19 protein-coding genes are annotated in these 23,427 nt (G+C 40.8%); 8 read left to right on the top strand and 11 right to left on the bottom strand.

The features are described 5' to 3' along the window. Nucleotides 1-532: 532 nt before the first annotated feature. Together FR932_RS05380 and FR932_RS05375 are read left to right on the top strand one after the other, a co-directional pair. Nucleotides 533-2,137, top strand: a complete 1,605-nt coding sequence (locus tag FR932_RS05380) for a wax ester/triacylglycerol synthase family O-acyltransferase (protein ID WP_019439872.1) — start codon at nucleotides 533-535, stop codon at nucleotides 2,135-2,137. 9 nt (nucleotides 2,138-2,146) lie between these two features. Further along, nucleotides 2,147-2,788 carry a TetR/AcrR family transcriptional regulator gene (locus FR932_RS05375; RefSeq protein WP_019439873.1) on the top strand — a complete coding sequence of 214 codons (642 nt, stop codon included), beginning with the start codon at nucleotides 2,147-2,149 and terminating at the stop codon, nucleotides 2,786-2,788. A 19-nt stretch (nucleotides 2,789-2,807) separates the two neighbouring features. Here the strand turns inward: FR932_RS05375 and FR932_RS05370 are convergent, their stop codons facing one another. From FR932_RS05370 to FR932_RS05330, 9 genes are all read right to left on the bottom strand, one after another. After that, nucleotides 2,808-5,912 (bottom strand): efflux RND transporter permease subunit, encoded by a 3,105-nt coding sequence (locus tag FR932_RS05370; RefSeq protein ID WP_019439874.1) that lies wholly within the window; start codon nucleotides 5,910-5,912, stop codon nucleotides 2,808-2,810. 28 nt (nucleotides 5,913-5,940) lie between these two features. Further along, a complete protein-coding gene (locus FR932_RS05365) occupies nucleotides 5,941-7,026 on the bottom strand; it encodes an efflux RND transporter periplasmic adaptor subunit (protein WP_019439875.1) in 1,086 nt (361 codons plus the stop codon). Beyond that, a complete protein-coding gene (locus FR932_RS05360; RefSeq protein WP_019439876.1) occupies nucleotides 7,023-7,733 on the bottom strand; it encodes a hypothetical protein in 711 nt (236 codons plus the stop codon). The genes FR932_RS05365 and FR932_RS05360 overlap by 4 nt, the downstream gene beginning before the upstream one ends. A gap of 35 nt (nucleotides 7,734-7,768) precedes the next feature. Further along, on the bottom strand, nucleotides 7,769-8,815 hold the full coding sequence (locus tag FR932_RS05355; protein ID WP_019439877.1) for an ethylbenzene dehydrogenase-related protein: 1,047 nt from the start codon (nucleotides 8,813-8,815) through the stop codon (nucleotides 7,769-7,771). Nucleotides 8,816-8,961: 146 nt separating this feature from the next. Further along, a complete protein-coding gene (locus FR932_RS05350; RefSeq protein ID WP_019439878.1) occupies nucleotides 8,962-9,828 on the bottom strand; it encodes a hypothetical protein in 867 nt (288 codons plus the stop codon). A gap of 13 nt (nucleotides 9,829-9,841) precedes the next feature. After that, the gene (locus FR932_RS05345) at nucleotides 9,842-10,969 is read right to left on the bottom strand and encodes a methyl-accepting chemotaxis protein (RefSeq protein WP_019628793.1); all 1,128 of its coding nucleotides are present in this window, start codon (nucleotides 10,967-10,969) and stop codon (nucleotides 9,842-9,844) included. Nucleotides 10,970-11,366: 397 nt separating this feature from the next. Further along, the gene (locus FR932_RS05340) at nucleotides 11,367-11,825 is read right to left on the bottom strand and encodes a hypothetical protein (RefSeq protein WP_019439880.1); all 459 of its coding nucleotides are present in this window, start codon (nucleotides 11,823-11,825) and stop codon (nucleotides 11,367-11,369) included. Between the two features lie 282 nt (nucleotides 11,826-12,107). Continuing rightward, nucleotides 12,108-12,629, bottom strand: a complete 522-nt coding sequence (locus tag FR932_RS05335) for an Lcl C-terminal domain-containing protein (protein WP_019439881.1) — start codon at nucleotides 12,627-12,629, stop codon at nucleotides 12,108-12,110. Beyond that, entirely contained in the window at nucleotides 12,629-14,260 is a 1,632-nt protein-coding gene (locus FR932_RS05330; RefSeq protein ID WP_019439882.1) for an Lcl C-terminal domain-containing protein, read from the bottom strand. Before FR932_RS05330 ends, FR932_RS05335 begins: the two co-directional genes overlap by 1 nt. Before the next feature lie 303 nt (nucleotides 14,261-14,563). On the opposite strand from FR932_RS05330, the gene FR932_RS05325 reads away from it, so the two are divergent. Next, nucleotides 14,564-15,910, top strand: a complete 1,347-nt coding sequence (locus FR932_RS05325) for a magnesium transporter (RefSeq protein ID WP_019439883.1) — start codon at nucleotides 14,564-14,566, stop codon at nucleotides 15,908-15,910. Nucleotides 15,911-15,992: 82 nt separating this feature from the next. Here the strand turns inward: FR932_RS05325 and FR932_RS05320 are convergent, their stop codons facing one another. Then, nucleotides 15,993-17,033, bottom strand: coding sequence for an oxidoreductase (locus FR932_RS05320; RefSeq protein WP_019439884.1), 1,041 nt, complete (start codon nucleotides 17,031-17,033; stop codon nucleotides 15,993-15,995). Between the two features lie 240 nt (nucleotides 17,034-17,273). Between FR932_RS05320 and FR932_RS05315 the strand changes: the two genes are divergently transcribed. From FR932_RS05315 to FR932_RS05295, 5 genes are all read left to right on the top strand, one after another. After that, nucleotides 17,274-17,822 (top strand): ECF-type riboflavin transporter substrate-binding protein, encoded by a 549-nt coding sequence (locus FR932_RS05315; RefSeq protein ID WP_019439885.1) that lies wholly within the window; start codon nucleotides 17,274-17,276, stop codon nucleotides 17,820-17,822. Nucleotides 17,823-17,828: 6 nt separating this feature from the next. Then, nucleotides 17,829-19,523 carry an ABC transporter ATP-binding protein gene (locus tag FR932_RS05310; protein ID WP_019439886.1) on the top strand — a complete coding sequence of 565 codons (1,695 nt, stop codon included), beginning with the start codon at nucleotides 17,829-17,831 and terminating at the stop codon, nucleotides 19,521-19,523. Next, complete coding sequence (locus FR932_RS05305; RefSeq protein ID WP_019439887.1) at nucleotides 19,523-20,458, top strand: energy-coupling factor transporter transmembrane component T family protein; 936 nt, start codon at nucleotides 19,523-19,525, stop codon at nucleotides 20,456-20,458. Before FR932_RS05310 ends, FR932_RS05305 begins: the two co-directional genes overlap by 1 nt. Before the next feature lie 2 nt (nucleotides 20,459-20,460). Beyond that, nucleotides 20,461-21,324 (top strand): 4'-phosphopantetheinyl transferase family protein, encoded by an 864-nt coding sequence (locus FR932_RS05300; RefSeq protein WP_019439888.1) that lies wholly within the window; start codon nucleotides 20,461-20,463, stop codon nucleotides 21,322-21,324. A 411-nt stretch (nucleotides 21,325-21,735) separates the two neighbouring features. After that, nucleotides 21,736-23,277, top strand: a complete 1,542-nt coding sequence (locus FR932_RS05295; protein WP_019439889.1) for a wax ester/triacylglycerol synthase family O-acyltransferase — start codon at nucleotides 21,736-21,738, stop codon at nucleotides 23,275-23,277. A gap of 92 nt (nucleotides 23,278-23,369) precedes the next feature. On the opposite strand, the gene FR932_RS21875 is transcribed toward FR932_RS05295, so the two are convergent. Further along, nucleotides 23,370-23,423: a hypothetical protein gene (locus FR932_RS21875; RefSeq protein WP_425325883.1), complete on the bottom strand. Its 54-nt coding sequence runs from the start codon at nucleotides 23,421-23,423 to the stop codon at nucleotides 23,370-23,372. Nucleotides 23,424-23,427 lie beyond the last annotated feature (4 nt).

Below are 23,427 nucleotides of genomic sequence, written 5' to 3'. Positions count from 1 at the left end.
ATATCCGTTAGTGTTTAAAACTCATCTTTAATTCTCAATATTTTACCTTTACGTTATAGCGCAAAACAACCCGTTTATTACGCCCTAGCTAAAATATCAGTGAAAATGCCAAAACAGGTGCTAAATTGGCATTATTAAATTAAAAATAAAATAAAAATCAAATAAAAAGGCATCATTACCGGGCTTTATTCCTTGCTTAATACTGTTACAACCCCCCCTTAAAGATACCGCTAACATGACATACTATAATTATTACCAAATGGTCAGACCTCTTTGTTTATAACGGTTTTTTTAAATGCCAAATTCATTTTTAAACTTAACAAATAAAGTAATAAAATAGTTAAGTAACAATACCTATAATATATTTAATACTATTTTCATACTCTTAAAAACACATTTAACACCTTGTCACTATTTACAAATACAAAACAACAAACTAACATATACCCATATAGATATAGAAAAACTACAAAGTAGAGCTTAGTATCTAAACACTTTATTTTATGGATTTACAGCATAGGGATTAGATAACATGCAAGCACTAACGCTAGTTGATATGGGTTTTTTGTATACAGAAACAGTCGCCAGTCCTAAACATGTAGCAGGATTACAAATTTTCACGGCGCCTGAGCATTACGAAGGTAACTTTACCCGAGATCTGTTTGATAGCTTAATGTCACAAGATGAGATTAAACAACCCTTTAATTTAAAGCTCAAGAAACAACTTACTGGGCAGTATCACTGGCAAGAAGATAACAACATCGACCTGTCTTACCATGTAAGATTTGCCATGCTACCGCAACCAGGCAATGAAAGTCAGTTGCTACACTTTGTTGAACATCAACACGAAACATTGCTCGATAGAAACCGACCGCTGTGGGAAATGATCTTGATTGATGGCTTAGAAGATAACAAGTTCGCCATTTACTTAAAAGCACACCACGCCTTCACTGACGGTGCGAAAGCCAATCAGCTATTGATGTCTTATTTAAGTAATAATACTGACGCGCCGATGACTGCATTTTGGAATATTGAACGCGAGCAAAAAGAAAAAGAGCTTGATAGCATGCTTACATCGATTGGTAAGACATCGAAAAAGCTCTCAGATCAAGTTAAATCAATTCCATCGCTGACTAAACTAACAACTAAATTGCTGTTCCAAGCTGCAAATGTATATAAAGCAGATATGCCAACACCTTTTATGGCTCCAAAAACACCCTTTTCAGTGAGCCCTAAGCGTGCGCGTCGTGCAGCTGTTTCAGCACTACCACTAACACGAGTGAAGCGTATTGGTAAGATGACTGGCGCGACGATCAATGATGTCGTTGTTACTATCTGCGATATGGCTATTCATAACTACCTTGCAAGCAAGAACTTTAACCTTAAGAAACCCCTTGTTGCGCAAATGCCAATGAGCTTACGCGACGCTGGAGATACAGTAACCAACAACCAAGTTGCAATCAGCTTAGTTGAGTTAGCTTACCGTGGTGAGTCTCCGCTTGAACGCTTAATGACGATTAAAGATTCGTGCATCAAATTAAAAAATGAAACACGTCTACTAACGAAAGAAGCACTGACTAGCTATACCATGGCGAGCCAAGGCCTTGCCGTTGTCAGTGAATTTTTAAGCTTAGACACCATATTACCGCCAATGGGTAATGTACTAATTTCAAATGTACCGGGCCCACGTGAACCGCTGTATATGATGGGTGCGAGAATGGAGCAATGTTTTCCTATCTCAGTCTTACCACCAGGTATGTCTCTGAACATTACGTTGTACAGCTATAACGGTTTAATTAATGTTGGTTTAGTATCATGTCGTTCTGCCCTTCCTGATTTAACCGATTTAGCTGAATTCGTTAATAGTGCCTTCGCTGAACTTGAAGACGAAGTACTAACGAGTGCAACAACCTCTGTAATGGAACAAATAGCACTGCTTGCTATGCCTAAAGATAACTCGGACATTAAACAAGAAAGTTTAGCGATTATCGAACAAATATTAGCGGACGCAGAAAAATCTAAAGAAGTGCAAGTTCCAGCATCAGATAGCAAAGTAACTCAACCTGCAAAAAAAGTTGCTGCAGAAAAAAAAATCACCACTGATACAGCGAATACAGCTGTAACAACATCAGCGTAGGGATAAACGATGAAAACACGTGACAGGATATTACAGTGTAGTTTAGAGATGTTTAGCCAGTACGGACACGTAAAAGTATCTACTGTTGAGATTGCCAATGCGCTAGAAATAAGCCCAGGTAATTTGTATTACCATTTTAACGGCAAAGACCAATTATTAACTGAGCTGTTTTATGAATATGAAGCCGCTATTAACAAGCTCATGTCATTCTATGAAGATGACGTGCAAGCGTTTGAAGATTATTGGGCCTACCTCAATGTGTATGTTGGTTTGATTCAGCAATACTCGTTCTTCTATCGTGATATGAAAGTGATTTTCGATGAGAACAAGTTGTTGAAACGTCGCTTTATGCGTCTCGTTAATAATCATCATAGCTTTTTCTTAAAGATGCTCACGTCGCTAAATGCCAGCAGTGAAATCAAGATGAGTGAAGCGCAGCAAAGCTCAATGGCGGATACTATCTGCTTGATCGCAACGAACTCACTTGATACACAATTAGCTGAAGAAGATTACGATCTTCAAGCGATTACTCAGCGTATCGTGTTACGTATTATTATGTTGGTTGAACCTTATTTTTCGAGTGAATCAAAAGAAAAATACCAGCATGAAGTTGAACAAAACCCGGTTGAAGCAACGAGTTTGTTTAGTTAATCAACGCCCTAGTCAGTATCTACTCACTAGGGCGTTTTTCCATGCGGATCACAAACACCAAAATGGCCGGGATCACCAAAATAGTAAATACAGTTGAAACCGCCAACCCACCAAGAATAACACTGCCGAGACCACGATAAAGCTCAGAACCAGGCCCTGGGATCAGTACTAACGGCAGCATGCCACAAATACTGGTGGTTGCACTCATGTAGATAGGGCGCAGACGACTACGAGTCGATTCCAGCACAGCTTGCTGATAGTCCATTCCCCCCGAGTGAAAATTGTTCAGCGCTTGATGGACAATCAAGATAGCATTGTTAACCACCACACCAACAAGAATAACGAAGCCCAACATGGTTAGCACGTCCATTGGTTGCGGTACGATGTAGATGTTCAATATCTTGAGGCCGATAAAACCACCCGCGCTAGCCAAGGGTACCGTCAGCATAATAATCAGTGGGTAAATAAAATTGCTGAATAACGACGCCATCAGTAGGTAAGCGATAAAAATAGCCAATAAAAAATTCCACTGCAATACTTCGCGAGTCTGTACTAATTTGTCCGCAGCACCACTCATATTAACGCGCAAACCATCAAGTTGATTCATACTGTTCATCTCACGAATTATCTGTTGCTCTATAATTTCCATCGCTGTTTGCAGGGGCATTGATTTCGGCGGGGTGATTTGCAACGTCACCGTTCTGCTACTTTCTAGATGGCGGATCAAGGCCATGCCAGTGGTTTGTTGCAATTGCGCTAATGAAGAAACCGGCACAACCTCACCATTGGGCGTGGCTAAATTCGCCTGATAAAGCGCCTCTGGAGTAACAAAATCACTATCGTCCGCTTTCATTATCAAATCTATTTTCTTTTTACCTTCTTGTTTGTAATCACCGATAACGCGACCATCCATGAGTACATCCAATGCCACACCCAAATCAAGCGTCGACATATTGTTAGCGCGTAATCGATCATGGTCCGGTAACATTAGCACTTCAGGATAAGTCAGTTCAATAGACGGTATAGGTCGTATCTGGCTGCCTGCCAACTGAGTATTAATCAAATTAAACATAGTCGCTGACGCGGCGGTAATTTGGTGTAAATCATGACCACTAATATTGAGTTTGATTGCTCGACCTTCACCGAGTCCAGACTCAAATACGCCGGGTTGTAAACTCACCCCGTACATGCCGGGTATGCTATAAATCAACTCAGTGAAAAAAGGCAGTAATTCGCTGGCTCGATCCCAGTGTTCACTGATCGCCCCTGAAATGATAAACCCCTCGGCACCGACGTAAAACATATTCTTTATCGCTGGTACATCATCGACATCTGCCCCAATGTGCGGCAGAGCCATATCGAAAAAATACTCGCCTATTTCCACCCGTTCAGCTGTCGACAACCCTGGTGGCGGTATCAATATATTAAGTACTAGATTACGATTTCCTTGTGGCAGATACTCCATTTTCGGCGTTAATAGCCAAACTGATGTGATTGCCAATCCGGTAAGTAAACAGATAGTCGTGAGCCGCGTGATCCAGCTACGTATTGCTAGTGTAACCAGGGTCATCACTTGGTTTGACAGCCATTGACCTAACCTATCAAGTAACGTTCGCTTGCTGATAATTACCTGCTTTTGACCGCGGAACAACCGATAGGCAAGCATAGGGATCACCGATATCGATACAAACAAACTTAACGAAACGGCGGCCACAACAGCGATAGCAATGTCACGAAATAGCTGTCCAGCCTCTTCTTCAATAAACACCACAGGTAAAAAAACGGCAACAGTGGTAATGGTTGAGGCCAGTACTGCACCCCAGACTTCTTGCGTGCCATCCAAGGCAGCATCGAATGCTGTTTTGCCCATCTGCCGGTGACGCACAATATTCTCGATAACGACAATGGCATTATCCACCAGCATACCAACAGCAAAAGCTATCCCCGCGAGACTGACTACATTGAGATTACGCCCCAAAAAATCAAGAAAGATAAAAGTAGCAATAATACTGATTGGGATAGCCGTAGCGACGACAATGGTGGCGCGAACACTACGCAAAAAGAGCAATAAAACGCCTATAGCAAGCAGCCCACCAAACATAATATTTTGTTGGATCTGATCGATAGCGCCGTCAATGTAGAAGCGCTGATCATAAACCCAATCAAGATAAAGTCCTTCTGATGCGAGGGTATTAGCATTCAACCATTGATAACGCGCTTCGACTAGATTGGTCATTTCAAGGATGTTCGAGCCAGTTTCCGGACGCACGCCAATGGCAATACCCGGAATGGCATTGTGCAACACCACTGAATTTTTCTTGGCGTAGTCTTGACGGATCTCAGCGACATCACCGAGTAATACCCGTTGCTGGCCAGTAGAGCGTAATACCACTGCCGCAATGTCTGCTGCCGATTTAAATTCACCCGTGGTACGAATACGGAAATCACGCCGACCAACCCCCAACGTACCAGCCGATACATTGGTATTTTCACTCTGGATCACCTCGATAACGGCGTTGATTGTCAACCCGTAAGCGGCGAGCTTTTCGGTACTGATGATAACGTGCATCTGCTCTTCGGTACCACTACCGATAAATAACTCAGATACCCCTTTAACCCGTTCAATATGCTGACGAACTTCATTCTCAAAAAAGGTCCTGTAGGTTTGCACCGGGCGGTGATTACCGGCCTTGGTTTTTAGGATCATCCAGATCACAGGAGATGCCGTCGCGCCAGAGGCATTAACCACAGGGTTATCGACTTCGGCAGGATAAGAGGCAACTTCATTGATCTTGTTGGTAACGCGTAACAGCGCCTGCTCAACACTGGTACCGACCTTAAAACGTAAAGTAACACTGCCCTGACCGTTACGCGCTTCACTTTCCATTTCGATTAAGTCGGGTAAGCCTTTGAGGATGTTTTCCTGCTCTTCAATTATCTCACGCTCAATCTCGTAGGGTGTTGCACCACGCCAGTTGGTTTTTACCTGTATCTCAGGCTCGATCACAGTTGGACTCAGTTGGTAAGGTAAGCGCGTCAGGCTGATGATGCCAAACATGAGCAGCATGATAATACCGGCAAGAATGGTGACAGGCTTTATTATTGAGAAGCGGATAATATCCATAAACAATCTCTGTGTGATGGCATTCAGCTTAAAAACGTATTGCTTGACCGTCGCGTATGCGTTCGTTACCTTTGGTCACCACTTGCTGGTCATCAGTAAGTCCAGGTCCTTTTACCGCCACCAACATGCCTTGATGGCCTAAGATTTGTACCGTAACCATTTTTGCTTTTCCCTCAACAGCCAGAAAAACAATCTGCTTACCAAACTGATTAATAACCGCATCCCTCGGTACCAAAAAGCTGTTTATTTTAGAACCACTGGGTAAACTAACGTATGCTTGCATGCCAGCAATTAAACCCTGCGCTTGTTCAAGCTTTAGTTTGACGGTGAAACTCCGGGTCGCAATATTACCTTGAGGCAAAAAATTCACAAACAAGCCGGTATAATCTTGTCCAGCACTGCGAACCGAAATTTGACGACCAGCCTCTAAGAAGTCTAGCAGATGTCGCTGTACATCGACTTCAACCTCTAGCTGTTGATCATCAGCAATCACGGCAACTTTGCCTCCGGCAGCAACCCACTCGCCTTGCTCTGTCAGCTTTGCTTGAACCAAGCCGTCGAACGGTGCATTGATTTGGGTTTTTTGTATTTGTAACTGCTGATAGTCAAGAATGGCCTTGAGGGCGATGACGCGTTTTTTCTGCGCCAGTACGCGATAATAATTTTCATCATAGAGGGATTCGGAAACAGATTTATCGGCGAATAACGCTTTGATACGGCGTAAATCCTTGTCCGCACGCTCGAGTTCAAGTTGAGCCTGACGGTGATTAGCACGGGTACCTGCAAGCCTAGCTTCAAGTAGGTCTGAGCGCAGCTTTACCAAAGGCTGCCCCGCGTTGACTCTAGCGCCTGCGGTAAAGTGAATGGTGTCAACAATACCACCAACCTCTGCAGCGACCCGAGACACTCGCGCATAACGGATACTGCCAACTAATTCGACCATCGGCTCTGCAATCCCGCGGGTAATAAGACTGACTTCCACCAGCATAGGTGGCGGTCCTGAATGTTGGAGTTGGGAGTCAGATTCTTTGTCAGGTGCGGCGTGGAGTATGACTGGGCTGAGCAATACCAGTAATAACACGTACAAGAGTGGCTTAGAAAAATACAATATCATTTACTAATCCAAGGCACTCGGCTCCAACAATCCAATAACACCACAATCGCTATAACCGCTATCGCACTAATCAATAATCCGCCTGTCACTGGTATTAAGTAACCCACAAACCCAACAAATTTAGCTAATGTCCAAAATAACACATCGCCCCACAGACCTAAGAACGCAGCACAAATCAACACATATTTGATCCAATTAAAGACCTGCGTAATCGATAACAGCATGCTAAGAATAAACACCATCATACTAATCGCGAATAAGTGAGTATGGGTTTCCACCGCGAGCTTATTCCAAGGTATACCTTTTTTAGTCAACGCCTTTACTTCATCATAAGTCGTTAATGGCATAGATGTCATCGCATCAGTCATCGTCGACCCTGCGCTATGACAATCCGTACAGTCTTCGTCCATGATTGGCGCGATGTCAGACTCATAGAGCGCCTGCGAGCTACCAGCTTCAACCCAGTCCTTCACGACCTCAATATAATCATCATCAGAAACATGATCATACATAGAACCTCGCATTGCACTTACAATGGCAATACCTGCGTACTTTTGCTGTACTGTGCTCAAACTCGGAATTTGTGCAATCTGACCCGTGGTACTCAGTGATATCGCCATCGCTGCATATAATATGCCGTATAAAATCGACAGACATAACCCAGATATAGCTAATCGAGAGGCTAAATTTAACGCTTTAATATCCACATCAACTCCTCATTTTATCAGTAAGCATAACGCAACTATTTAAAGCGCATTTGCAGTACACCGTCGTGATAAACATGGTTAATTTGCGAATTATCAAAGATTGACACACCAAAATCATAGGCTTTAGAAAGATCGATAAATTGCACATCTTGGGTACTCGATTCATCACCAGCCGTCACCATAGCGCGGCGAATCTCTAGCGTCCATATGCCATCGTTCCAAACCCCTTTAGCGGTTAAATCCCCTCGTGAACCTGTAAACGGCGCAGTGACAATACCGGGAATACGATTGGTCTGCTGCCAATTGGCATCAAGCGGCATTTTTTCAGCATCCAGAACCACAACGGCATCATTCGTAAGGTCGGTTTGTACAAACGCCGGTTGGCCATCTTTGACATTATTGCTGTAACCACCACCGGTTTTGGCATCACCCGAACGCCCCCAGTTTTTATTGGCTTTCGGATCGGTATTATCATGAATATATTGGTCATCTGCCTGCCCAACAGGATTGGAGCGCACGCCTTTCCAATGCCACATATCAATAGTGGTGCCAGCTTTGGTATATTTACGCCCAGGCGCTTTATCAACAATGCCTTTCTGCATGCCACCTTTAGCCATATGGCAAGCGGCTGCACAACCTTTTTTCTTAAACGATTTTAGGTTGATATTCCAGAGGATGGCCATTTTATCTTCATAATAAGTATTATCATGGCCAGTATCATCTTTATTCATTAGTTGTTGCCAACTACCGTCAGCTTGCTGCATCCATGGAAAGCGATTCACACTTTCTGTCGGATCTGCCCATTGAATAAGAAAGTAGATATCACCTTGCTTGCGCATTGACTGGATCGTATACGAGGTTTGCTTGATACCTTCGTAACCGTTGTTAGGCTGATAAGGTATTTTGTTGATATTAACCTTTAGTACAGGCGCGGCGGACCACGCGGTATCGACAACACCATCAATCAGAATGGAAGCATTTGTTTCAACATTATTGAGCGTGCCGACAACTTTAGCGAAAGCAGGCGGTGTAGACAACACTGCAGAGATAGCAATAGATAAGAAAGAGAGAGGTAAGCGCATGTTACTTTCCTTATTATATCTAAACCAAATGTTACTCAAAGCATAGTTCATAATAAGGAGATAAATAGCGGTTCCGTTTAACACGGATTTATAATCAAATATTTCTTGATATGAATCAAACTGTCACCATATCGAAACAACAAAGTCTAATTGCTGGCAACGATTCTCTGTTCGTTGGCAGGCATAATTTGCTGTTCAAATTGTTGTAACTGTTTATCAAATTCTAGCAATATTTTCTCAACACAAGTACTGGCAAGATTAAAAAACTCCTCTGCCTTTATGCTCGGTATATCGATAGTAACTTGCTGTACAACAACCTGTAATAACTGACGTATCTGCTCGCTGTTGCCTCGCATCAATCCATCATCCAAACTTTGTTGTAATGAATTACACAGATAATTTAACCGAATACGTTCAACGCTCGTACATATATTAGCTGCCGCCACACCGGTACCAATAGCCCTGATTTGGCCTATATTTTCTGCCGTAAATAAAAGTTCCAACCACATATGGCGCATCGCTTCACCTTGCGCATCAACAATTTTATATATTTGATGTTGCTCGGCAATATCATCAATAAAATATAAGATATTAAGGATCAATTTATTATGTTGTTGTAAATTATTTGCGCTTGTTAATTGATTCGTTTTTATCGATAGTCGCGACCAATGCTCTGTAATAGACTCCCATCGTGGCAAGGGTTGTAATTGTTCGCCAACGTCCCCGGTTTTAAATTCTTTGTTAATAGCGCCGATGCTTTTACTTACTTTTAAGGTTAACGGCGTTAATCTGCTGGTCAAACTTACATCACCGTTGAGTAAAGCATTACTGATGCCGCGATGCTGTTGTACATGCGAGAGTAATTCACGTAACCGAGTCACTATATTAAAGCCCGTTATTTGTTGGTTACGCAATCCATTACATTGATGAGCTTTAACCAAATAAATACTCATAGCAATAAGTAAAATGCTGACTAATATAGTTAATCCGTAAATCAGAATAGTATTGTTCATATTAATCTCCTTATTAAGTAATACGAGTGATGTCGTGAAGGTGATTAGCAACATTCGCTTGCTGTATCGACATATGGCTGTTTTGTGCGGAGAGTATCGTAAGCTGTTCCACCGCCTGAGTAATATCCTTAAGCGCATACATTTGTTGCTCTGTTGCAACGGCTACACCATCAATATCGACCGCCATACTCTCGGTCTTCTTGACGATATTATTGAGATGTTCACAAGCAGATTCAACTCGAACACCACTTTGATCAATATGCCCAATAGCATCTTGCATATAGCTTTCTACAGCGTGCATATTTTCGGTTACTTCTTTGGTTTTATTGGTAATAGTCTGCGCTGATGTTTGACTACGCTGCGCTAACATTTTCATTTCACCGGCGACAACAGAAAACCCTCTGCCGTATTCCCCTGCTTTTGCGGCTTCAATCGTGGCATTGATTGACAGTAAATTAGTTTGTGCGGCCATTTCGCTAATCACACTCGACATCAAAATCACCGTATCTAATTTTTCTTTTAGTTGCTGCAAGCTCTGCTGCGTATTGATGATGACATCACTCACTTGTGAGACTTGCTGTTTACTATCAACGAGGGTTTTAAAACTGTGCTGACAATTATCTTTAGCGTCTATCACTGCATGGTTAATATCTTCAATTCGTCGTGATATATCCGTCAAACTCACATTAATCTGCGCTGTAGCAGTGGCGGTTGTTAAACAGTTCAGATGTTGAACATCCGCTTGTTTCGCTGTTTCATCTGCGTTATTCGCGAGCTCTTTGGCTGAATAACCAATTTCTAAATTTTGGTTGCTGATCTCATTGTAGCCACGTTTAAACTGCTTATTAGACTGATAAATAGTGGTCAATACCGGTAATAACATAACGATATTATGCTCAGTTAATAACTTATTTATACCTGAATTCATTTGACCTTGCGGGCTCAGCGCCAATATTCTCAGCAAGCCTTGTTGCTCTTGCTTAATTCGCTGTAATAACAAAACATAAATACAAATACCACCTCCGAGTAATAAGCAAGCGGCAATAAAAAACTGATGACTTAATAACAGCATTGTACCTATCAACAATGTAGCTAAGACAAACATGTTATTAGAGAAAAATCCGGAAAGTAAAAATTTCATAAGGCGCCTTCTCAATATGATTTAATAGCAATGAATACACTATTAACACAGCAATATTGATACCAGCTTTAGACAAATATTTATTCGATAAGGGAGCGCAAGCAAACAGTAATTAATAGCTTAACTTATCCTTGAACGGTGTTTTAACAATGAATTAGCGAGATATACAGCTGATTAAGATGACATTGTGTCACCGATATTGTGAGACATGCTGTCGCGCGAGCCATAATGGTGCAATGGAAAACATTTATAGTGCATGACGATAGTGCAAGAGAATGGTGTAAGAGGTTAGATAACTATCCTTCCTAACGGGAATGACAGCCCGATAGAGTCACCTAACTAGTGCATACAATAACATCGCTAGTTAGGTGGGAGATAAGCAAACTCGGCTTCGATGTTACAGCGTTTCGTAATAACGATATTGCGTTCTTGGATACGGGGTCAACTCATAGCTAGACTGCAGAAAAAACACCAGATCAGATAATTCACCAACGGTCATCACATCATTATAGTTTTTCATTTTTGATACCCCATCCACCTGTAATGTGGATTTTGGATAACCCTTGGCGATTTTGTGTGACGGGTTAATAACTGAAGTAACAAGTTCCGCATAGGTTTTAATACCACTTGTTTTACCGCCTAACTTAACGGATAACTCAGGGTTATCTACAACATCGGTCGGTGTAATGCCTTCCATTTGATGACATGATAAACATTGATATTTTACCAATACTGATTGACCTCTGACAGCATCCCCCTCGGGTAGACTAAATCCACTTGGTGAGTCAACGCCAGATTCACAACCACTGAGGGTTAACACGGCAGCGGTTAACATACTTAATAATAAATATTTCATATTATGGTACTCCGATTACAGTTCGACAAAACAGACGTTAATTCCACTTAACCCTGTTTATGGCAAATAAAGTATAGTTTGCTCCCCGTAAAGTTAATAATTATAACAGCCACTACTTTGTTCCATTCGAGAAATATTGAATAAATATATTAAAGCATTAGTTTTATAGCGTGATTAGTAATGCGTCATTATGGGGGGAATAAGTTCGGAGCATATACGAGGGTGTAATATGCTAGTAAATATTTAACTCACTAGCATATTAAGTAAAAATTACAATTAATGTTATAAATCTCTGACCAAACGCACAAATTTATGACTACTGACTTCTTTTACTATTTCAGTGCCATCATGAAAATCAATGATTAAACCTTTAACCGTATTAATACCTCTATAATCAAACGTACTAGACCAATAAGGTGTTGATGGCGTTGATGGAAACAAACGAAGGTCAATAGCGGGTGCAACACAAGAGCGCTCAACTATTGAACCAAGTTCTTTGATATTAGGCAAGCGCCAATCGCTATACCTACCATCATCCTTATTCGTTTCAGCTCCATCTAATGCAGCTTTCCAGGTGTCGTAATTTAAGGGAATATTAATACAATTCCCGCCTTGAAAAGCTTGTCCTAATGAACAACGTGACCACATCAATTCATTTACAATGTCAGTAATGGTGCCATCTTCATTATCCAAATATTGTCCTATCGGATTTGATGGGGTGATACTTGCCGATTTACATGTCTGAGCTAAAGCTGGAGCACTTATCGCAGCAGTTAAGCTTAAAGTGAGAATTATTTTTTTCATTATTGAGCTCCTCCACGAACCATTCGGACCAAGTTTGGCACATGTTTATTACACAAACGAACTTGCCCTGTAGTTGAGTTCATACACCAAGCCGCACCACTAGCATCAGCTGATGTGGTAGAAGATATATAGTTTGCAGAATTAGGATCTGTACCTGTGTTACCACCAATATTAGTCTTAGGGAAAAAGTTAACTTCATCAACAAGTGGTTGCGTCGCACGATAATTATGAATCGAACGAAGTTGTTCTATCGTAGGAAGCTTCCAGTCTTGAAAACCACAGACAGCTAAACTGTTAAAAGTACTAGCATAAATGCTGGTATTACAACTGTTGTGCTCAGGATTGTAACCCCCTGAACCTTCATACGGGAATGCACAACTAGGCGAAATAGGGTATTTTTCGTTCGCGAATACACTACCTACAGGACCACTGCCACCACCATTATTCTCTGTATCACTGCTATACCAATAGTAACCATAATTATTAGCTCGCCAACTTGCATGTGAGTCATAATACTCATAATTACCATCTTCAAGTGCTTTATCAATATACTCAGCTAAAGGGTCACCATCAAATGCCGGTAACTTCTGAACCTCTTGTTTAAGCTCAAAGACTAAACCTGTGCGATTATCTTGCACACAACTCGCATTAGTTGCACTGCTTGGCAGCGAGTTACCCGCATAATCAAGCTTTGTAAAACTAAAGGCTGTTGGACCGTCACTTGGTTCTGTAATGACAACATCTCGCCCAAATTCTGCATCTTGTCCTGGATAATCAGAATTTTTTTGAGCTTCAATAAAACTGCTGCCGTTATACCAAGTAGTAATACCGGTATCGTTTAGTCCAACATCACCAGGGATCGTAAGTAATAATTTACTGTATTTACCAAGCTCTGCATTTTCTGGACTCTCAAGTTGCAAGATAACAGATTCACCACCTTCAGGAATATTGTCATCGATAAAATCTAACTCTATTTCGACTTCTGTTGTACCAGTAGTAACTGTTATCGGGCTACTCGTATTAATAATGAAATCTTGCCCTTCGCTTGCTAAACCAGCAATCGTAAATGGTATTTTCACCTCTTTTTCAGAAGGCGCGCTCAATAGAATCTTAATTTTATACAAGCCAGAACCTTCAGCAACCTGAGCGTTATCGGTTTCAAATGATAGGTTCGTAGTATCGAGGTCAGAGTCATTAATTGTAATAATTTGTGAAATATTACCCAAATTAGCGTTAGTTATTGAGCTTAAAGATACGATGAACTCTTCGTCATTTTCATCGAGATTATCACTATAAACTGTAATATCAATATCAGCAGTTAATGCTCCTGCTGGTATTGATACTAAGCCATTCTTCATTTCAAAATCACCTGCAGGCATAGCACTCAATGGTGTAATTGCATATTTAGCGGTAACGTCAACAGTCGATGTTTTAGATAAACTAACCGTTGTAGGAAATGAAATAGCACCATTTATAGGCTCAGAAATTGAAGTACTAGATTGCAATGAAATACTCGGTCTATTTTTGTTTTCTTCTTCTTTTTGCTTTTTTTCCTCTTCCGTTGGAGCACAGCCCCACAATGTAGTTACAACTAATAATGCTAGTGCTACATTCTGTTTATTTAGCCTCATTTCCCTTTACCATTTATATCCAAATTAAGAATCCGCATTATAACAAAATTTATTAATTATACCGCCAAAACATAATATATTTTATTGTAAACCATGCGTTTTTTGTTAAAAAAGAGGGAATGACAGTTACATTATACTATTAACATATGGCTACATAGATAAGCATGGATTATTTTATAACGCATCACACGATTATGCATATCGTGAAACTTTATATAAAATCTATTTACCTGTAATCATTAAGGGTTGATAATCTCGTCTTACTCTTAAGATAAATATATCACAAATATATAAGGTCGGACGATGCCAGAAAATGACGTTCAAAATGCAGTTGAAGAACTACTAACAAATAATCTTGATACATCAGCGCAGCAAGCTTTTATTGAAAAACTTGAGCATGAAACGTCGCCTGTCGATATGGCCTTATTGTTAGAATCTCTGCCCTTTTTAGAACGTTTAGAAACCTGGGCACAAATATCTGCCGATATAAAATTGCCGATATTAGTCGAGATGCGTGCAGATGCTGGTGAGTCCATTGTTGATTCATTAACCCATGCAGAATTACTGACACTTTTCACTGATATTGATGCCAACACATTAGTTGAATTACAAGATATCATTCCCGATCACCATCTTGAAACCGTGCTCGCGAAGATGGATGAAACTCAGCTATCGCACTACTCGGCTGCGCAACAGTTTAATGATGACGAAGTGGGACATTGGTGTGATCATCAGCCACTTGTTGTTCCGGCTAAAACCAAAATAAAAGTAGTGTTAAGATTGATTCGCCGTAGCAGTTCATCACACTGTAACGTGGTGTTCCTGGTGGATAACCGCGGTAATTGGCAAGGTGTTGTTCGTATCAATCAATTATTTGGTGCAGATCCGTTATTACGCGTGGCAGAGTTAATTGAAGAGGATTACCTCACTTTAAGCGCCAATGAAGATGTTTACATTGCCGCAGACAAAGTGGCGCAAAGCAATGAGTCCGCGTTACCCGTTATTACTACAGGCGGTTTACTCATCGGCCGTTTAGATATTGGCGCCGCTTATAAACTGCAAGCCGAACATGCTGAATCACAAATAATGGCAACAGCGGGTCTAGATGAAAACGAAGATCTATTTTCACCCGTTCGTAAAAGTGCGAAGAATCGTGCTATTTGGCTGGGCATCAACTTGCTAACCGCATTTTTAGCATCTTGGTTCATAGGGATGTTTGAAGCGACCATCCAACAGGTTGTTGCGCTGGCAGTATTAATGCCCGTGGTTGCCTCTATGGGCGGTATTGCAGGCAGCCAGACCTTAACCTTGATTGTCCGTGGTTTAGCATTAGGGCATATCTCGATGGCAAACATGAAGCCTTTGTTATTCAAGGAACTAAAAGTCGCAATCCTCAATGGTATTCTGTGGTCATTAGTGATTGGTTTAGTGACGGGTTACTGGTTTGACGATGTCATGCTCGGTATCGTTATTGGCTTAGCAATTGTCGCCAATATCATTACTGCGGCACTCGCGGGTGTGTTAGTGCCTGTTGCGTTAGATAAAATGAAAATTGACCCAGCATTATCCGGTTCTGTTATTTTGACCACAGTGACTGACATCATAGGTTTTGTGGTGTTCTTAGGATTGGGTACTATTTTACTGCTATAGGTTATAACTCTCGCTCAGGCTAAATCGCAATATCGAACGCTATATGTATCGATATTGCGATATTAAAAAAACAATACGAAGACTATCTCGGCACAGTTAAAGTCTGACCTAAACGACTGCTTTCTATCGCTAACTCAATCAACTTAATACTCCACAACGCATCTTCAGCATTCACCGGCGCTTGGCCTTCACTATTTATAGAGACTGCCATTGCTTGGAAGTAATGCTGATAACCACCGCGTTCAGTCTGCACGGTTGCAGCTGTATCTAAAGTATATAAATGACCATATTGCTCAGGTGCTTCATCTGCCCAGCTTGCATCCACCGGCACAACGCCTGCTTTTAAGCGATCTTCTTGCGGATCTAAGCCGTATTTTTCATAACTCGCTTTATTACCTTTGACACTAAAGCGCTTATTGGGTCCAGCACTGAACAAATCACAATGTAACGTGGCAATGTGGTCTGGGTAATGCAATACAAGGTTAAAGTAATCTATGTTTGTAGAGCCTTCTCTCATGATTAAGCACTGTGCAGTGATCGCATTGGGTAATCCAAACAACTGCAATGTTTGATCAATAAGATGCGGACCTAAATCAAATAGTATACCGCCACCAGTGCTCGATTGTTCACGCCAGCGTTGACGTACTTCGGGTCTAAAACGGTCGAAATGAGATTCAAAGCATTTCACCTCGCCTAAACTGCCGTCTTCAATGAGCTTTTTAACAGTAAGAAAGTCCCCATCCCAGCGGCGGTTGTTATAGACACTTAAAACAAGCCCTTTTTCAGCAGCTAATGCGATCAGTGCTTCACCATCTGCTACATTAATCACAAAGGGCTTTTCGATAATAACGTGCTTGTTCTGTTCCAACGCCGCTTTCGCTAATGAGAAGTGCACATCGTTAGGCGCTGTGATAATCACCAATTCCGCATCTGATTGTTGTAATAACGTTTCTGCTGTTAAGTAATGCTCTACCTGAGGGAAATCTGTTGTAACAGCTTCACGTTGGCTACTACTGATTGCAGTCAACTCAAATTCAGCCAAGTGACTAATGAAGGGAATATGAAATGTTTTTGCCGAAAATCCGTAACCTATAATGGCAGTTTTGATTGGTTTTAAGTTCATGCTTACTCTCTTAACAGATCCAGCTACAGCAGTTGAATATCATAAGCTTCAATCATAACCCCCTTATTGTCATTATTAAATAACCAATGTTTAGGCGGTATTATTGCCGTATATCTAAACAGCATCGAAGATTAAGTACCTATAAAGACCAGGCCACCTCAAGTTTATTTCCTTAATAGCCTATATTCCTGTACAATTTTCACCTTTAATTTTTCGTATTAATTTACCCCAAGGCTTATTATGAATCTTTCAGCTAAAACCGTTGTTGTGATTGCAATTGGTGCTGCGTTATATGGCATCGGCGGACTACCTATGTTTGGTATTCCAGTGTTTGCAAACACCACACTTAAACCTGCGATGGCAGTGCTTGCACTCTTCTCGGTATTATTTGGTCCATTAGTTGGTTTCTTAGTAGGCTTTATCGGTCATTGGGTTACAGATTTATTCTCTGGTTGGGGTGTTTGGTTAACGTGGGTATTAGGCTCTGGTATCGTTGGTCTTATTATCGGTTTATTCCCTAAACTGACACAAGGTCGTTTAGAGAAAGGCGAGTTTTCGATGAAAGACATGGCGCTCTTTGTTGTACTTGCTTTAGTCGGTAATACTGTCGGTTACGGTGTATCCGCACTTCTCGATACAGTGCTTTATGCTGAACCATTTACTAAAGTAATGACGCAATTAACCATCATTGCTGCAGGTAACACGGTATTAATCGCTGTTGTTGGCTACATATTACTGACTGCGTTTGCCAAACGTAAGAAGCAAAGCCGCAATTTGACCGAGGGTTAATCAACAATGACCATCGAATTTTCTGACTTCTCTTTTAAATATGCTTCGCAGGATAAAGCGACACTCAAAGGCATAAATCTAAGGATAGAGAAAGGAGAGAAAATTGTCATTATTGGTCCAAGTGGGAGTGGTAAATCTACCCTTGGACAATGCTTAAACGGTCTTATTCCGCATGCTATAAAAGGCGAGATGTCTGGCAGCTTAACCATTAATGATACGCCCGTATTTGGGTTACGCATGCAAGACTATAGCGAATCGGTAGGCTCGGTATTACAAGATACCGACAGCCAATTCGTTGGTTTAAGTATTGGTGAAGATATTGCATTTGCGCTTGAGAATGACATGATTTCTCAAGCCGAAATGTTGCCTATCGTGCAGAAAACTGCCGCGATGGTTGATCTTGATGATTTACTTGACCATTCGCCTTATGCATTATCCGGTGGTCAAAAACAGCGTGTATCACTTGCCGGTATTCTGGTTGACGATACTGACATCTTGTTATTTGATGAACCATTGGCCAGCCTGGATCCTAAAACAGGTAAAGCAACCATCGAGATCATCGACCAGTTGCATAAAGACACTGGCAAAACAGTTATCATTATCGAGCATCGTCTCGAAGATGTATTACACCGCCATGTCGACCGCGTGATCTTAATGGAACGTGGCCAGATCATTGCCGATATGTCGCCTGATGCAATGATTGTTTCACCGTTACTACAGGTTCATGGTATTCGTGAACCCTTGTATATTTCGGCATTAAAAGCAGCGAACTGCCCTATTGCAGTGACAGATAACCCTGCTTATATCGACAAGATGGATTTACAGCAATATCAAACACCGTTAACCAATTGGTTTAATGCGCAAGCGCCTATTGTTCAGCCACAGGCAAACGAAACCTTACTTGAAATTAATGATTTAACGTATTCTTATACAGGCGAAAAGAACGCGCTTGAAGATATTTCATTTAGTATTAATCGTGGTGAATTTGTCTCTATCTTAGGCAAGAATGGTTCGGGTAAATCAACTATCACTAAGCTGATAATGGGCGTTATCGCTCCTGATGCGGGTCAAATTAAACTTAATGGTGAAAATATCGCTGACCTCTCTATCTTTGAGCGTGCTCAAAAGGTGGGTGTGGTAATGCAAAATCCAAATCACATGATCTCAAATCACATGATTTTTGATGAAATCGCGTTTGGTCTACGTAACCGTGGTCACGACGAAGCATTTATTGAAGAAAAAGTACTGCACGTACTCGGTTTATGCGGTCTGATGAAATATCGTCACTGGCCAATTGAAGCGCTTAGCTATGGTCAGAAAAAACGCGTCACGATTGCATCTATCCTAGCACTCGAACCAGAATTACTTATTTTAGATGAACCTACAGCAGGACAAGATCATCGTAACTACACCTCGATGCTGTCGTTCATTAAAACATTGAACAAAACCTTGGGCATTACAGTGTTGATTATTTCTCACGATATGCACCTCGTATTAGAATATACCTCGCGTTCAATAGTGATCGCAGAAAGTAAATTGATTGCCAACGCGCCAGTTTCACAAGTATTCAGCGACCCTGCACTACTTGATCGTGCGAATTTAAAAATAACCAGTTTGTATACACTCGCAAATGCAATCGGTATAAACAATACAGATGGTTTTATGCAGCAATTTATTAAATCTGAAGTGGCACCTTCATAATGCAGATCAACACGAACCGTGAAAGTAATATGAATAAAAACACAATAAAAAATACTGTTAACAACGGCATTAAGAAAAAGCATAAAAGTAGCGTGAATAAAACCAAGAAAATTGATTTTGGTATTAACTATGTCAATACCAACTCAGCCCTACATAAACTTAATGGTGTCACTAAGTTTGTCTTGTTTCTAGCATGGGTAACCGTGGTATTAACGACGTTTGATTTACGCCTTATACTCGCGCTTATTATTACCGGTTGCACGTTACTTAAATTAACTAAAGTACCGTTTTCAGTGTATAAACCACTCTTAATTGCCACTGCCAGTGTACTTAGCATTAACGCCTTATTCATGTTCTTACTCGCACCACAGCAAGGCGTAGAATATATTGGCTCAAGCACGGTTTTATTACCGTTATGGGGTGATTACTCCCTAACACAAGAAACCTTATATTACTTACTGACGGTCACATTAAAATACTTCAGCATGTTCCCGATTGCATTAGTCTTTGTGTTTACCACGCACCCGACGGAATTTGCTGCAAGTTTAAACCGTCTTGGTGTACCGTATAAAATTGCCTATGCGGTTAGCTTAACATTACGCTATTTACCTGACGTGAAAAATGATTTTGTTAACATCATGCATGCACAACAGGCACGTGGTGTGGATTTATCGAAAAATGTATCTGTGTTATCACGTATTAAAAACGTTGCTAAGATCTTAGGCCCGTTGATCTTCTCAAGCCTAGACCGCGCCGACGAGATCTCAAATGCCATGACACTACGTGGCTTTGGTCATAACAAGAAACGTACTTGGTACAGCTTAAAACCTATGACGAAACAAGATTACGCAGTGATGGGGTTAATTACCTTGGTGGTAACCTTAGCTATTATCAAGCGTGTAATGGCAAGCGAATTATTCTGGTATCCATTCTAATTATGTACAGCGGCGTAAAAGATAAGCTCACCCTCACTACAAATGAAATCCATTTATGGTCGGTTACTCCGCAAACTATCCAACAGCCTGAATTATTACAGGCTTATAGCCAACTGTTATCACCTGCAGAAACAATAAAACAACAACGCTTTCGATTTGAAAAAGATCGTCACAATGCTCTCATCACTCGTGCTTTCGTCCGTGATTTATTATCTCACTATGCAGATGTTTTACCGGCTGATTGGCAGTTTGTGAAGGGGGAAAAGGATAAACCAGAGATAGCGAATCCCCCACTCCCACTGCGCTTTAATATTAGTCATACCGATAACTTAATCATTTGTGCCGTCATGCTCAATGATGATATCGGTTGTGATGTCGAAAATACACTGCGTAGCAGTAATGTCTTGAGTATTGCTAAACATTCATTCTCAGATAGTGAATTCAATGATTTACTTACTCAACCCACTGCACAACAAACCAGTCGTTTTTTTGATTACTGGACGTTAAAAGAATCTTATATCAAAGCATGGGGCTTGGGTTTATCGATCCCGTTGAAAGATTTCAGCTTCACGCTACCCGAAGGCTTTCAACAGCAGTATCAACAAGAAGATCAGCAAGAAAACCAGCATTGTATTGATACCATTAAATTAAGCTTTGCACCTCACCGTATTGATAATCCCAACATTTGGCGTCATTGGCTGTTCTATCCAAATAATACCCACAGAGTTGCACTGGCTGTGCGCGCGCGAAGTAATAATCAGCAGACTGAATATAAAATGCGATTTTTTAATTCGACACCACTGATTAATATCACTGAAACACTTATTTTTAAACCTGAGACTAATTTTAAACCTGACGCTAAATAGTTTTTACCTTCACTCATAACAGCCATCAGTGCAACAGTGACTGGTAGCATTAAAAGCTAATCAACGACAAAGTTACCGATAATAACCTCATCAATAACAACTCCCTCTAGTTTAATATCTCTTTTACAATCTCCAAACACATACTCTAGCAACTATCTAACTTAAATGCGCATTTAAAATATTCTATTTAAACGTTTAAATTCATGTATTTAAAATCACGTCAGTGAGTCACATAATATGTCGTTTAGGTAAATTAATGTCAAAATGATATATTACTTTGGGAGTACACGTGTATCATGTATATAACTTTAACATCCGTGACAGTAAGTCATAACATCAAATGTGATGGTATGTGCGGTACGACTCAATCGGGCGCAAACTATCAATCTCATTAAAAAATAGGAAATGGCTATGGAAGCACTCACGTTAGTTGATATGGGTTTTTTATACACAGAAACAGTAACAAGCCCAAAACATGTCGCAGGATTACAAATATTCTCAACACCAGAAAACTATCAAGGTAACTTTAGTCGAGACCTATTTGATAATTTAATGTCACAACAAGATGTTAAAAAACCGTTCAACCAAAAACTCAAGAAACAAATTACCGGCCAATACTTCTGGCAAGAAGATGACAATATCGATTTGTCATACCATGTTCGTTTCGCCATGCTGCCACAGCCAGGTAATGACAATCAGTTACTGAGCTTTGTTGAGCACCAGCATGAAACCTTGCTTGATCGTAGCCGTCCATTATGGGAGATGATCCTTATTGATGGCTTAGCAGACAACAAATTTGCTATCTACGTTAAAGTACACCACGCATTTACAGATGGCGCAAAAGCCAATCAATTGTTAATGGCTTATCTCAGCAAAAATGCAGAATCACAAATGACAGCATTTTGGTCTGTTGAGCGCCCGCAAAAAGAGCGCGTAGCGAAAAGCGCATTAACACTGCTTACTGATACATCTAAACTGGTATCAGGGCACGTTAAATCAATTCCATCATTAACTAAGTTAACAACAAAATTACTGTTCCAAGCAACGAACATGTATAAAGCCGATATGCCAACCCCCTTCATGGCACCGAAAACCCCGTTTTCAGTTAGTCCAAAACGTGCACGCCGCGCGGCAATGACATCACTGCCATTAGCACGAGTGAAAACATTAGGTCGTGTTACAGGCGCAACCATTAACGATGTGGTCGTTACTATTTGCGATATGGCAATCCATAACTACCTAGAAACACGTAATGTAGTACTTAAAAAACCGCTTGTTGCACAAATGCCGATGAGCTTACGTGATGCATCAGATAAAGTGTCAAATAACCAAGTTGCCATTAGCTTAGTTGAACTCGCTTACGCTGGCGAGCGCCCACTTGAGCGACTAATGACAGTCAAAGAGTCGTGCTTAAAGTTAAAAAATGAAACAAAACAACTGAGTAAAGAAGCATTAACGAGTTATACATTAGCAAGTCAAGGCTTAGCTGCTGCCAGTGAATTACTTAATCTAGATACCATATTGCCACCAATGGGCAATGTATTAATCTCTAATGTGCCAGGGCCAAGTAAAGCCTTATACATGATGGGCGCAAAAATGGATAAGTGCTTCCCAATCTCGGTATTGCCGCCAGGTATGTCTTTAAACATTACCTTATACAGTTACAACGGTTCAATTCATGTAGGTCTTGTTGCTTGCCGTTCTGCATTGCCTGATTTAACCGAGTTAGCAGATTATATTGATGATGCTTTCGCTGCACTTGAAAATGAAGTTCTAGATTGCGCAATAGAAAGTGTAACGGATCATATTCAATTATTATCATCGTCACAAAGTAATCAAAATATCAAGCAAGAAAGTATTGATGAGATTGCTAATATGACCAGCAGTGCGACAAAAATCAGCTCTCGGTCTAAGGTTGATTATGAAGATTCACGATTATGTGAAACAGCTTAAATAAGTAGAGAAGTAGGATATATCAAGGAGTAAATATAATTGCAGTTAGTCAGCATATTACAGCGACTAACTGCTTGAGCTAATCGCCTTATTTAATCTAGCTTAATGGTGCTAACAGTTAAATAACCGCCATCGTCTCGTGTAATAAGA

This window comes from Moritella marina ATCC 15381 (assembly GCF_008931805.1).
In the GTDB taxonomy this organism is placed as follows: domain Bacteria; phylum Pseudomonadota; class Gammaproteobacteria; order Enterobacterales; family Moritellaceae; genus Moritella; species Moritella marina.
Note: the sequence above shows the minus strand (reverse complement) of the source record. Positions and strands in the feature narration are given on the sequence as shown.

Coding starts and splice junctions, on each gene's coding strand:
- FR932_RS05375 (WP_019439873.1), top strand. CDS start 2,147: ATGAAAACACGTGACAGGATATTACAGTGTAGTTTAGAGATGTTTAGC.
- FR932_RS05295 (WP_019439889.1), top strand. CDS start 21,736: ATGGAAGCACTCACGTTAGTTGATATGGGTTTTTTATACACAGAAACA.
- FR932_RS05355 (WP_019439877.1), bottom strand. CDS start 8,815: ATGCGCTTACCTCTCTCTTTCTTATCTATTGCTATCTCTGCAGTGTTG.
- FR932_RS05380 (WP_019439872.1), top strand. CDS start 533: ATGCAAGCACTAACGCTAGTTGATATGGGTTTTTTGTATACAGAAACA.
- FR932_RS05325 (WP_019439883.1), top strand. CDS start 14,564: ATGCCAGAAAATGACGTTCAAAATGCAGTTGAAGAACTACTAACAAAT.
- FR932_RS05315 (WP_019439885.1), top strand. CDS start 17,274: ATGAATCTTTCAGCTAAAACCGTTGTTGTGATTGCAATTGGTGCTGCG.
- FR932_RS05365 (WP_019439875.1), bottom strand. CDS start 7,026: ATGATATTGTATTTTTCTAAGCCACTCTTGTACGTGTTATTACTGGTA.
- FR932_RS05310 (WP_019439886.1), top strand. CDS start 17,829: ATGACCATCGAATTTTCTGACTTCTCTTTTAAATATGCTTCGCAGGAT.
- FR932_RS05350 (WP_019439878.1), bottom strand. CDS start 9,828: ATGAACAATACTATTCTGATTTACGGATTAACTATATTAGTCAGCATT.
- FR932_RS05370 (WP_019439874.1), bottom strand. CDS start 5,912: ATGGATATTATCCGCTTCTCAATAATAAAGCCTGTCACCATTCTTGCC.
- FR932_RS05305 (WP_019439887.1), top strand. CDS start 19,523: ATGCAGATCAACACGAACCGTGAAAGTAATATGAATAAAAACACAATA.
- FR932_RS05300 (WP_019439888.1), top strand. CDS start 20,461: ATGTACAGCGGCGTAAAAGATAAGCTCACCCTCACTACAAATGAAATC.
- FR932_RS05320 (WP_019439884.1), bottom strand. CDS start 17,033: ATGAACTTAAAACCAATCAAAACTGCCATTATAGGTTACGGATTTTCG.
- FR932_RS05330 (WP_019439882.1), bottom strand. CDS start 14,260: ATGAGGCTAAATAAACAGAATGTAGCACTAGCATTATTAGTTGTAACT.
- FR932_RS05340 (WP_019439880.1), bottom strand. CDS start 11,825: ATGAAATATTTATTATTAAGTATGTTAACCGCTGCCGTGTTAACCCTC.
- FR932_RS05335 (WP_019439881.1), bottom strand. CDS start 12,629: ATGAAAAAAATAATTCTCACTTTAAGCTTAACTGCTGCGATAAGTGCT.
- FR932_RS05345 (WP_019628793.1), bottom strand. CDS start 10,969: ATGAAATTTTTACTTTCCGGATTTTTCTCTAATAACATGTTTGTCTTA.